Consider the following 12,049-nt stretch of genomic DNA (forward strand, 5'->3'; position numbering starts at 1 on the left):
TATGGCTGAAGAACAAAATAAAACGGAGAAACCAACACCTGAAAAATTAAGGGATGCAAAAGAAAAAGGGCAAGTTAGTAAAAGCCAAGAGCTAAACTTAATCATAACTTGCATGGTTTTTCTGATGGTGGTCATGGTTTTTTTTGAAAGTGTAGGATTAGACTTTGTATCACTTATCAAAAAATTATTATCGACATCCCATGACTTCGTTCTAAATAAAAACACGGTAATTATGCTGTTTAGTTATTCAGCATATGAACTAGTGATGATTTTTATTCCATTGGTGTTTTTTTTAATTGTTTTTGGTGTGGTAATTAATATTATGCAGGTTGGATTTGTTTTTTCATCTCACTCGATTAAACCTGATTTTAAAAAAATAAATCCGGCAAGTGGATTAAAGAAAATATTTTCTATAAAAACTATTTTTGAATTTTTTAAAAGTGTTATTAAACTGGCTGCAATTGGCATTACATTATATTTATGTCAAGACTATTTTATAAATGCGGGAAAGGCGTTAATGGAAACGCCGATTGAAGAGATCCCGTACGTGTGGTTATCACTTTTTTTAAATGTTGGGTTGTTTTTCATAATTATGTGTATTCCGTTTGTGTTGGTTGATTTTTACTTTAACAAGTGGGATTTCACTAAAAAAATGATGATGAGCCGCCGGGATGTTAAAGATGAGCATAAAAAGCGTGAAGGTGACCCAGAAGTTCGCTCAAAACAAAAGCAAATACAAAAAGATTTGTTGCAAAAAAGCGCTGCTTTAAGCCAAGTGAAAGACTCTGATGTTGTTATTTTAAACCCGACACATATTGCTATCGCATTAAAATATGATAAGGACTCAATGGTTGCCCCCATTGTTGTTGCTGCTGGCAAAGGAGAGCTTGCATTGAAAATTAGAAAGCAAGCGCGAAAGTATTCAATACCAATGATACAAAACAAAAGTTTAGCACGGCGTTTATATAAAGAAACGCGCATTAATGGCGCTGTACCCGCAAATTGTTTTAATGAGTTAGCACCTATTTTTAAATGGTTGCTTGGAATAAAGTAAATGAAAGTAATACTTAATAAAATTGCCGCGCATAAAGATTTACTACTTGTATTAGCTGTAGTAGTTATACTTATGATGCTGTTTGTGCCAGTGCCTCCATTGTTATTAGATTTATTATTGATAACCAATTTTAGTTTGGCTTTTTTAATATTAATGCTTACATTTTATACTGATAAGCCACTAAGTTTCTCAACATTCCCTTCTTTACTGCTTATCGCAACACTATTCCGTCTAGGGTTGAATATATCAGCGACACGATTGATCTTAAGTGAGGGGGATGCGGGTGAAGTCATATCTGCCATTGGTGGGTTTGTTGTTGGTGGTAACTATATTATAGGTTTAGTGGTATTTTTCATTCTGATAGTTGTTCAGTATGTGGTTGTAACAAATGGTGCTCAACGGGTTGCAGAAGTTGCAGCGCGATTTACATTGGATTCAATGCCAGGTAAACAAATGAGTATTGATGCTGACTTGAACATGGGACTAATTGATGAACATACTGCAAAAACACGTCGAGAAAACATAGAAAAAGAAGCGAACTTCTATGGCGCAATGGATGGCGCAAGTAAGTTTGTTAAAGGTGATGCCATTGCTGGCATCATTATTATTTTAATCGATATCATTGGTGGGCTGTCAATTGGTATAGCGCAATTAGGTATGAGTTGGGATGAAGCGCTGCAAACTTATACTTTGCTTACCGTAGGTGATGGTATCGTGACTCAAATACCTTCACTTATTATTGCGACTGCAACGGGTATTATCATAACGCGAGCGGCCACAGATGCTAATTTAAGTGATGAATTAGGACGTCAAATAACCTCTTCCCCAAAAACGCTTTTCATTGTGGCAACAACACTTGCCTCAGGTACGTTACTACCAGGTTTACCTAGTACGCCGTTGTTGGTGTTGGCTTCATTGTTTTTTGGACTGGGATTTTTTGCTTATAGAGCAAAAAGCAGAGATGACGATGAAGACAAAGTGGATGATGACACCGCAAGTTTTGAAGACGCAGAAAATGAAGAAAGTATTGAGTCAATTTTAACGATTCACCCTATTGAGCTCAGTGTTTCTAGTGCTATAGCGAGCCATATAAAAAATGATGGGGATGTTTTTGTTTCAAGATTTGAAGCCTTTAGAAAGCAAATGACCCGAGATCTGGGGGTGATCACACCTAAGCTATTTATCGTGACGGAACCCAATTATAAAGAGCAAAATTACGAACTTCGTATTTTGGGGGCAAGGGCCGGTCGAGGGACATTATATTATGATAAACATTTGGCTATTGACCCAAAAGGAAAGCTGACGGCCGTTGATGGTATTACTGCAAAAGAGCCAACCTATGGATTACCAGCAGCTTGGATAGAGGAGTCGCAAACAGCGGTTGCACGTCAAGCTAGTTATACTGTTGTTGATGCGGAAACCACATTACTAACTCATGTTACTGAGCTGATCAAAGGCAGAGCGTGGGAGCTGCTCACTCGTGCAGAAACAGAAAAACTGGTGTCAAGATTAGAAGTCTCTCATTCGAGCTTAATTAATGAATTGGTGCCAAATATACTTAGCTACTCTGATATTCAAAGTGTTTTACAGTTACTACTCAAAGAAAAAGTATCAATTCGGAATATGGAAATGATACTAGAGTGTTTGGTTGACCAAGGAAAAGTGACCAAAGAAGCGACTTTTCTAGCCGAACAAGTGAGGAATAAGCTCAAATCACAAATAACCCAAGTATTACTCGATGAAAATGATGTGTTGAATGTTATTACGTTTGAGCCGCTTTTAGAGCAGCAGCTCATCTCTGGATTACAAGGCGAAGGTGGACATACCAGCTTGGCTATTGATCCTGCCATGACAGAGCGATTGATACAACAGCTCGCGAGTCATTCAGAAGTGGCTATTTCAAAACGTTTTGCCCCAGTACTTGTGTGTCACTCGCCCATTCGAGGCGCAATGAAAAGGTTACTTGAGCGAGTTATTCCGCAGCTACATGTTTTATCTGTGACAGAAATACCAAATTCTGTGTCGGTACAAAACTTAGGCATAGTCCGTAATGCAGTCCAAGGAGGGCTTGAGTAAATGTCAACAATCGAAGCGGTAGGTGAAGGGATTGTTCGAGATATGAAGCACCTAGAAGTCGTGAGTCAAAATATAGCAAATATAAATACGCCTGGCTTTCAATCAGTACAATCATTTGATGTTGCGATATCAGAAGATAAAACGGTTGCTACGCAATATGTTACAGATAGAAGTGGCAGTATTAAAAGTAGTAACAGAGGACTTGATTGGGCTATCACTGGTAGTGGATATTTTGTTATTGAGAAAGGTAATAGCTTGTATGTATCACGATATGGGCGATTCCACATTGGTGAAGATGGTTTATTAACTCATGTATCAGGAGGCAAGCTGATTGGCGAGTCAGGGAGCATACAGGTGACCGGAGGCGCTGTGTCAGTGACGAATTCGGGAGACGTAAAAGTTGCAGGTAACATTGTTGATAGACTGCAAATTATCGATGTTGAGCAGTTAAAAGTGTCAAATCAGTCAGGCGGCCTATATATCTTCAATGGTGCTGCAGCCGCGGTTGAGAACCGGCATATTAAAGCGAATGCGATAAATGCTTCAAATGTTGAACCCGCGGCACAAACTACACAAATGATGAATTTAAACCGCCATATACAAAGTTTACAAAAAGCCGCATTGGCGTATGACCAGATGTTAAATGCTGGGATAAATGAATTAGGAAGGAAATAGCCATGATTGAGTCACTCTATATTGCAGAGTCAGGAATGAACTCGCAACAAGAGCTAATAGAAGTCATTTCGAACAATATTGCAAATGTCTCCACTCCAGGTTTTAAAAGTGCGGATGTCAACTTTGTTGATTTAGTGTACCAAGCGAGTCCATCAGAATCAGGTGTTGCTGATAAAGCCGATCTTGAGCACAAAGGAATAGGGGTTGCGACTGGTACACCGATGCTTAATTTTCAGCGAGGAGATTTAAAGCAAACAAGTAACCCTTTCGATTTAGCGATAAATGGTAAAGGTTTTATTGCTGTCGAAAATGAAAATGGGGTTGATTCATATACACGTGCTGGCCGTTTGCGCGTTGATGAAAATGGTTTTTTGGCCTCTGTAAATGGACAACGATTGAGTGCTGGGATCCAGTTACCTACAGAATCAAAAGAAGTGACATTTACGGCCAGTGGTGCGGTATTAGTGCGGCTCGAAAATGAAGCTCAATTGATTGAAGTTGGTCAACTGGAGTTGGTTAATTTTGCGAATGAACAGGGTTTGAAGCAGATTGGAAATAATTTGTATCATGCATCGAATGAATCCGGACAGCTTTCAATAAATAAGCCTGGAGAAGGTGGAACAGGTCAAATTTTACAAGGGTTTACTGAGTTATCAAATGTCTCGATGAATGAAGAAATGGTAAATTTAATGCTCGCTCAGCGGGGTTATCAGCTAAATGCTCGAATTATTCAAGTGTCAGATCAGATTTTAGACACGATTAATAACTTAAGAAGATAAAGAGTGCGTTTTATCGCCATGATGGCCGTGTTGGTAACTTTGCCTGAGTATGTATTTGCAGAGGTGACTGGCCGTATTGAACATACATCGTTTAAAGGTGAAGGCCCGCTGCGATTAGGTGATCTTGTTACATTTTCAGGTGGAACACCTGAGCGCTTGCAGCGACTTGATAATTACCCAATTCAATGGCCTAAACAACAGAAGTGGCTATCAGCCAGTAATCTGAAAGAAATAGCGCATAAGGTTGACACATATTTACCACAGGACTGGGCAATTGAAGGCTATAGACAGGTGTTTGTGCAAAAATGTTGGCAACTTTCAAAATCAGCATTGCAAAGTAAAGTGCGGCAATATTTATATGATCACATTAACGCTGAGAAAGTGCGCTTTAAAAGTGTCCATTTTAATGGTGATGAGGAAGATTTATGTGTGCTTCAACAGCCTGATAATTTTGAGGTCGCTGTTCAGAATTTAGCGGTGATTTTTAAACGTCAACGCGTGAATTTGTTGGCAGATGGACAGGTGATATTAAGCCCAACAATGGATCTTTCGATTGAGCAAAAAACCCCTGTTTTAAATGCTTCAATACGCAAAGGTACACAGATAGCACCGTCACAGCTGTCATGGAAATGGTTTCCAGTTACTAGGGTATATAGTGATGATATTGATGTGACTTACAGCAATGTGATTGCCACACAAAATATTAAGCGTGGCGCTAGAGTGACAATGGCGAATACCAAAACCCAACCTGATGTGTCACATGGAGAATGGGTGGTATTTTCTATGACAAGCGGTGCCATTTCAATAAAAGGGAAAGCGAGAGCACTATCGGATGGGGTCATTGGTGAAAGTGTGCAAGTGGTACTAGAGGGCCAAGGTCAATCTATTAGTGCGAAAGTTGTCAATAAAGGAGCAGTCGTTGTTTCAAATTAAATATTTATACCTATTTACGATCATGTGGTGTTTTACATCAGATCCAGTATTCGCAACATCATTGTTTGATAAAAAGAATTTTCAGCAGTTGACTGCTGATAAGAGGGCAATGAAGGTTGGCGATACTCTAACTATTATGGTGCTTGAAAATGCACAAGCAAAAAGTCGTTCAGGCAATGCCAGTGCGCAAGACTTTTCTATTTCTGCTGCTGCCAATTCGCCGCAAGGGCGTTGGCCGTATGGTGTTGGCCTAGGTACAGACCAAAGTGGCGATGCCATTATTAGCCGAAATGGTTTCATAAAAGCGCAAATAACAGCTGTTGTTACTGCGATTGATGCACACGATAACCTTGTTATTCGTGGTACTCAAAATATAACAATAGATGGTGAGTTACAGAGCATTGAATTGAAAGGGCGGGTTAGGCAGTCAGATATTTTGGCTGACAATACTCTATTATCGTCAAGAATATTAGATGCCAAAATTATCTTCACTGGTGAAGATGCTCTATCAGATAGTGACTCAGAAGGGTTATTTGAACAGTTGTTTAATTGGTTTGGATTTTAAGTATGAATATTAGATTCGCCATTATTTTTATATGGATATTCTTAACAGGCTTTTTAGTGAATGCGAGTGAACAGGGCACTGTAAGAATTAAAGATTTAGCGCGTATAGAGGGTGTCAGAGACAACGCATTAGTAGGCTATGGTGTTGTTGTTGGTTTAGCTGGCTCAGGTGACTCCTCACGAAGTCAAGCGACGTTACAATCAGTTAGAAATACGTTAGAAAACTTTGGCTTAGTGCTCAGCACGGATGACATAAAAAGTAAAAATGCAGCGGCAGTGATTGTGACTGCTGATTTGCCCCCATTTGCACAACCAGGGGACAAAATTGATGTGCATGTGTCTTCAGTTGGTGATGCGCGAAGCCTGACTGGTGGTACGTTATATATGACACCACTGAAAGGTGCTGACGACGACATTTATGCACTAGCGCAAGGTAACTTGGCTGTTGGTGGATTTAAATTTGAGGCGAATCAATCGGTTCTGCAAAAGAACCACCCAACTGTTGGCTTTATCCCACAAGGAGGGATTGTTGAGAAAGAGGTGCCAAGTCATTTTGTTGATGATTCTGGATCGTTAAATCTCATTCTTAAAAACCCTGACTTTATAACGGCTGATCGGATTGTTTCAACTCTGAAAAATACAGGCATGTTCGATGTGGAAGCAATACATGCAGGAAAAATATCAGTGAAGCCGGTAGATGGCCGTTCACCAGTGTCAGTTATTGCGCAAATTCAACAATCATGGGTTGTGCCGGCAATGACATCAAGGGTCGTTATTAATGAGCGTACTGGCACGTTGGTCTCAGGCTCAGATATTCGAGTTGCAGGTGTGGTTATTTCACATGCAGGTATTGAGCTATCGATTGAAACCGATTTTTTTGTATCTCAGCCAAAAGGCATTTTTGTAGACAATAGTCGAGGTATTAAAACGGCTGTTAACCCAACGAGCAGATTAAACACGACAGAAAGCAATGAAGCACTTTATCACAATGATAAAGGAACCAGCATTGCAGAGTTAGTGAGGGCGCTTAAAAAGTTAAAACTATCTACACGAGATATAATTTCGATATTGCAAGCACTTAACAAAAGCGGTGCGTTACATGCAGAACTGGTTGTTCAGTAAGGTATAAAGATGGCAGAACCAATATCAATTGAAATGTTAAGGCTATCAATCAATATGGCCGCGACAGAACAGCGCCTTACGCTGGAAAATATAGCATCTGCAAATAATGCGGCTGCAGGTTATAAAGTCAGTGACTTTTCGCGTCTTATAGAAGCTGTGAGACATGAATCAGAACAAACGAGAATAGCAGAACTTTCAGATAATTGGTCAAAGGTTGAATCTGGTTTTACGCATAAGTTATCTAAGCAAGTTGCCTTAGATGAAGAGGTTGCTTTGTCGATGAAGGCAGCAGGTAAATACCAGAAAATGATTGAAGTATTAAATAGGAAACTTGCACTTGCTGAGTTAGCTGCAAATGGAGGAAAGCGATAATGGCGCACGATATATATGCGATAAGTATGTCTGGGATGGCAGTTGAGCGCGCAAAATTACATGCTGCCTCTTTAAATATTGCAAATGCAAACTCAGTCGCTTCTTCAGCGTCTGCTGCATATAAAGTCAAGCATTTAAACACAAATGTGAATGGAATGAGTTTTCAGCAAATAGTTGAAGCTGACATGATGTCTTTGTTGAATCAAAGCACACAAGTGAAAGCGCAGTATAAACCAGAGCATGCATTAGCAGATGAAAGGGGGTTTGTGTATACCCCTGAAATAAACTTAGCGACCGAAATGTTAAACCTCAATAGTGCAACTCGCGCATATGAAGCCAATGTAAAGGCATTTAATGCGTATAAGAGTATGAGCGCTAAAGCGCTAGAAATAGGAAAATAATAAATGGCAATTAATGGCATAGAAGCGATAGGAGAGTTACCTCAGGTATATACGCCTGTTGAAACGTCAAATACGGCTGCATCTCCAACATTTATTGATACGGTTATGGCAAGTGTCAGCAGTGTGAATGACTCATTAAATCACAGTGAAGCACTCGCGCAAAACGCGGCTTTAGGTGAAAGCATTCCGTCCCATGAGTTAATGCTCGCTATGGAACGTGCTCGCTTGGAGTTAAATTTGGCTTTACAGGTTAGAAATAAACTGCTTGATGCATATCAAGAAGTTATGAGAATGCAAATATAGGTAATATGAAATGACTGACATGATTCGCTCACTTACAGCTAAACAACGCACATCTTTGTTAGGTCTGACGTTGCTATTGGTGGTACTTACGGTATCCGCAATAGTGTGGGTTATAAAAACAAATTATCACTCTGTCCCAGGCGTAACAGGGACTGCTTCTTCTGCGTTAATCGAAAAATTTGAACAAAATGGATTAGATTATAAATACACAGCGGATGGACAATTGCTCATTAATCAAGAGCAATTAGGCAAAAGCCAGTTGTTGCTAGAGCAAACGAAAACCGGCAGCTATACATCACATGGATTAGAGTTATTTGATAATACAGACTATGGCATGACTGAGCATACTCAAAAGGTCACTTTACAGCGTGCACTTCAGGGAGAGCTTGAACGTACCCTATCTTCGATGTCTTATATCCAATATGCAAGGGTACATTTAACGTTAACAGATAAGAAGCTGTTCTCGAGAGAACGCATTCCTGCAAAAGCTTCCGTTACTCTATTTACCAACCCAGATGTTGAAATAAGCTCTGTAAATATCACGGGAGTCCAGTCATTAGTCGCTGCAGCTGTAGAGGGTTTACCAGCGGAAAATGTGACTGTTTTTTCAGGAGATGGAAAGCAAATATCTCAATCATCTTCGAAAGAAGATACGGTGGGGTCAAAAGGTGACAGCAAAGAAGCGGTTTTGACTGAGAAAATAGAGAAGCTTTTGGGGTTATATCTTGAGCAAAAACAGTTTGCGGTTTCAGTGACTATAGAGGTTAATCGTTCAAAGATCGATTCGGTCAAAAGATCAGTGCTAGTTGCCGCTGGTGGTGAGGGGGCTCTATTGAAAAAGCGTATTACTAATACACACACGTCTGATTCAGAAGCCGCTAAGAATCAAAGCGAGGAAGTGGAATATACGCATGGAAGTCAAACAGAACAAATAACACACCTTGCAGGTGACATTAAAGTACTGTCTGTGGCTGTCGCAATTGTAGCTGATTTATCTGACAGTGACCTCGCCAAATTTAAAGCCCTTATCGCATCGGCCGCGGGTATTAACTCGGCGCGAGGTGATAATTTGTCGGTAGAGTATTTTAAGCCTGTGATTATTGAGTCTACCGATAAAAATTTAGTTGAATCTAAGGTACCAGCTGTTGTTAAAGAGCAAGCTACGGCCGATGTAACTGAGGTTGAAAGCACAAATATTCCAACAGTGCTGTACATTGTTTTTGGGGGATTAGGTGTATTAATTCTTCTTACCGCTTTGTTTAAAACACAAAGAGGCAGACTCTCACATAAGGAGCGGGAAGCAGTATTGATTGAAATGTCAGACTGGTTATCGGAAGGGGTCAACAAGCATGCAGGTTAATTATGATCCCGTAAAATTAGCAGCACTAAAGTTGGCAACACTCAATTGGTGGGATAGAAAGTGGGTCATTGCACAATTACCAAACGAGCAAAAAACAAAGGTAAAGCGTGCATTCAGCCAATTAAAAAAGTTGAATATTCAAAATGAAAAAGCCCTTTTACTACGTTTAACTGAGCAAGTTACTCAAACTGAGCACGTGGTTGAAAGTGGGGCGCTTGATAGTTACCTCAAACATGTATTTGAAGAATCGAATGAGCATGTAACTGAAAGCGTTAAGAGTCTCTTGGTAAATCATTTATCGAGCAACACAAAACACACTACTGAGAGCATGGATTAGCAGTATGTCTATCGTAAAAACTTACAATGCCCCATGCACGCAAGTACCGAGTGTGCAAACGCCAGAGCTGGATAACATCGAGTTAGCGCCAGTTGAAGAGTCTAAGGTTGATGTGCGAAGCGTATTATTAGAAATGAGTAAGCGTGAAAGGGAAGCATTGATTGCAGATATATTTGCGGATGATTTAGCCAGCATTGTTGAGGCAGAGATTCAAAAAGGTTTTAAGGCAGGTCTGGCTAAAGGTGAAGAAAAGGCTGCACACGCATTGAATACAGAGTTGCAAGTGCAGCGTGATGATCTTACGAAGGTTAAGGATCAGATGACGACTTTGTTTGAGCAACTGGCAAAATCAGATGTCACAATTACATTAGAGAGTGAGTCTGAGATCCATGAGATTTTAACAACCGCGGTGTTTAAATTACTCGGAGAGCGTCTACATAGTGCTGAGTATTTGGAGCAAGCGATTGAGTTTGCGAAGAATGAGCTCATTCAAGGTTCATTGGTACAGCTATGCCTTTCTCCGGATGATTATAACTACTTACAGTCAAATGAAAAAAGTCAAGAAGTTGAAAATTTACGTTTGAAAAAAGACGAGTCGCTTTCTATTGGTAGTTATAGATTTGAATTGGCCAAAGGCCGAGTTGAATCTAATTTTAGTGATAAGTTAGCCTTATGGACTCAGCAATTAGCTGACTTACACCGGGAAGACTGAAGATGTTGATGTTGAATCGATATGCCCAATCTTTAGAGTCGATTGAGACAATGCAAAGCTATGGCACGGTATTGCAAAGCATCGGTTTAGTTGTTGAAGCCGAGATCCCAAACGTATTTGTTGGTGAAATATGTGAAATATTTCCAAAAGGGCGTATTCAGCCATACCAATGCGAAGTGGTTGGTTTTAAAGAAACGAGGGCATTACTAATGCCCTATGAATACATCAGAGGTATTGCATTCGGCAGTAAAGTTAAATCTTTAGGACGCGCAGCATTCGCAAAGGTGGGAGAGGGCTATATTGGTCGTGTAATCGATGCATTCGGAGTCCCGTTAGATGCAAAAGAACATGTGATTGACGGGGTTGAAGTACCACTGCATAGAGAGCCTATTAATCCATTAGATAGGCGGGAAATCACAACGGCCTTTTCAACAGGCATTAAGTCAGTCGATACTTTTAATACGATCGGTAAAGGGCAAAGAGTGGGTTTGTTTGCCGGTAGTGGCGTTGGCAAAAGTAGTTTATTAAGTGCCATCTGTAAAAATAATCATGATGAAAGTCGCATCAATATCATTGCATTAGTAGGCGAACGTGGGAGGGAAGTCGAAGAGTTTGTGAGGGACACGCTGGGGCCGGAAGGTCTTAGAAACTCGATTGTGATTGCCGCGACTTCAGAACAACCACCACTTGTGCGCGCTCAAGCAGTTTATTATGCCTTGGCGATGGCTGAATATTTCTCAGAGCAAGGAAAAGATGTTTTTCTAACAATAGATTCAATGACGCGATTTGCGATGGCGATGCGGGAAGTTGGTTTATCAATTGGAGAGCCACCCACATTAAAGGGGTATACGACCTCGGTGTTTTCAGCAATACCTAGACTTGTTGAACGATGCGGTAGCTTTAAAAAGCGTGGTGCTATCACTGCAGTGCTTACAGTATTAGTAGAAAATGATGACTTTAATGATCCTGTTGTTGACACGTTAAGGGCAATTTTAGATGGGCACGTGATCCTAAGTCGAACTTTGGCTGAGAATCATCATTTTCCAGCCGTCGATATTATGAAGTCGGTGAGCCGCTTATTTTCTAATCTGTCTACGAAAGAGCAACAACATGCTGTTCAACATGCAAGAAAGGTGTGGAACTTATACGACAGTAATAAAGAGTTTTTAGAGCTAGGAATGCTCGAAGGCGATGTAGATAAGTTGACAAAGATCAAAAGTGACTATGAGTCCTTATGCAATTTCTTACAGCAAGACGTAGGAATAAACGTACCGGCTTCAAAAGCATTGACGGCACTTCAAAATTGGTCCAGTGAACGAGGCACTCATGATCGAGAGCAGTGATAAAACGCTTCATGTTTG

The 12,049-nt window shown here is 40.3% G+C and carries 14 protein-coding genes; all 14 read left to right on the forward strand.

What is annotated here, in order from left to right:
* Window position 1: 1 nt before the first annotated feature.
* From J8L98_RS14790 to J8L98_RS14855, 14 genes are read left to right on the forward strand one after another with little or no spacing between them, the layout of a single operon-like run.
* Window positions 2–1,054, forward strand: a complete 1,053-nt coding sequence (locus J8L98_RS14790) for an EscU/YscU/HrcU family type III secretion system export apparatus switch protein (RefSeq protein ID WP_210997027.1) — start codon at window positions 2–4, stop codon at window positions 1,052–1,054.
* Window positions 1,055–3,130, forward strand: a complete 2,076-nt coding sequence (locus J8L98_RS14795) for a flagellar biosynthesis protein FlhA (RefSeq protein ID WP_210997028.1) — start codon at window positions 1,055–1,057, stop codon at window positions 3,128–3,130. It abuts the gene before it with no gap.
* Window positions 3,131–3,805 (forward strand): flagellar hook-basal body complex protein, encoded by a 675-nt coding sequence (locus J8L98_RS14800; RefSeq protein ID WP_210997029.1) that lies wholly within the window; start codon window positions 3,131–3,133, stop codon window positions 3,803–3,805.
* 2 nt (window positions 3,806–3,807) lie between these two features.
* A complete protein-coding gene (locus tag J8L98_RS14805) occupies window positions 3,808–4,584 on the forward strand; it encodes a flagellar hook basal-body protein (protein WP_210997030.1) in 777 nt (258 codons plus the stop codon).
* Window positions 4,585–4,587: 3 nt separating this feature from the next.
* The gene (gene flgA, locus J8L98_RS25190) at window positions 4,588–5,517 is read left to right on the forward strand and encodes a flagellar basal body P-ring formation chaperone FlgA (protein ID WP_210997031.1); all 930 of its coding nucleotides are present in this window, start codon (window positions 4,588–4,590) and stop codon (window positions 5,515–5,517) included.
* Complete coding sequence (locus J8L98_RS14815; RefSeq protein ID WP_210997032.1) at window positions 5,504–6,082, forward strand: flagellar basal body L-ring protein FlgH; 579 nt, start codon at window positions 5,504–5,506, stop codon at window positions 6,080–6,082. The genes flgA and J8L98_RS14815 overlap by 14 nt, the downstream gene beginning before the upstream one ends.
* 2 nt (window positions 6,083–6,084) lie before the next feature.
* The gene (locus J8L98_RS14820; RefSeq protein WP_210997033.1) at window positions 6,085–7,203 is read left to right on the forward strand and encodes a flagellar basal body P-ring protein FlgI; all 1,119 of its coding nucleotides are present in this window, start codon (window positions 6,085–6,087) and stop codon (window positions 7,201–7,203) included.
* Window positions 7,204–7,212: 9 nt separating this feature from the next.
* The gene (locus J8L98_RS14825) at window positions 7,213–7,575 is read left to right on the forward strand and encodes a hypothetical protein (protein WP_210997034.1); all 363 of its coding nucleotides are present in this window, start codon (window positions 7,213–7,215) and stop codon (window positions 7,573–7,575) included.
* The gene (locus tag J8L98_RS14830) at window positions 7,575–7,976 is read left to right on the forward strand and encodes a flagellar basal body rod C-terminal domain-containing protein (RefSeq protein ID WP_210997035.1); all 402 of its coding nucleotides are present in this window, start codon (window positions 7,575–7,577) and stop codon (window positions 7,974–7,976) included. Before J8L98_RS14825 ends, J8L98_RS14830 begins: the two co-directional genes overlap by 1 nt.
* A 3-nt stretch (window positions 7,977–7,979) precedes the next feature.
* Window positions 7,980–8,279 carry a flagellar hook-basal body complex protein FliE gene (gene fliE, locus J8L98_RS14835; RefSeq protein WP_210997036.1) on the forward strand — a complete coding sequence of 100 codons (300 nt, stop codon included), beginning with the start codon at window positions 7,980–7,982 and terminating at the stop codon, window positions 8,277–8,279.
* A gap of 10 nt (window positions 8,280–8,289) precedes the next feature.
* A complete protein-coding gene (locus J8L98_RS14840) occupies window positions 8,290–9,639 on the forward strand; it encodes a flagellar M-ring protein FliF C-terminal domain-containing protein (RefSeq protein WP_210997037.1) in 1,350 nt (449 codons plus the stop codon).
* Window positions 9,629–9,976: a hypothetical protein gene (locus J8L98_RS14845; RefSeq protein ID WP_210997038.1), complete on the forward strand. Its 348-nt coding sequence runs from the start codon at window positions 9,629–9,631 to the stop codon at window positions 9,974–9,976. The genes J8L98_RS14840 and J8L98_RS14845 overlap by 11 nt, the downstream gene beginning before the upstream one ends.
* A 4-nt stretch (window positions 9,977–9,980) precedes the next feature.
* Window positions 9,981–10,688, forward strand: a complete 708-nt coding sequence (locus tag J8L98_RS14850; RefSeq protein WP_210997039.1) for a FliH/SctL family protein — start codon at window positions 9,981–9,983, stop codon at window positions 10,686–10,688.
* Window positions 10,689–10,690: 2 nt separating this feature from the next.
* A complete protein-coding gene (locus tag J8L98_RS14855; RefSeq protein WP_210997040.1) occupies window positions 10,691–12,031 on the forward strand; it encodes a FliI/YscN family ATPase in 1,341 nt (446 codons plus the stop codon).
* Window positions 12,032–12,049 lie beyond the last annotated feature (18 nt).

Origin of the sequence: Pseudoalteromonas sp. MMG013 (assembly GCF_018100885.1) — a bacterium.
Taxonomy (GTDB): Bacteria; Pseudomonadota; Gammaproteobacteria; order Enterobacterales; family Alteromonadaceae; genus Pseudoalteromonas; species Pseudoalteromonas aurantia.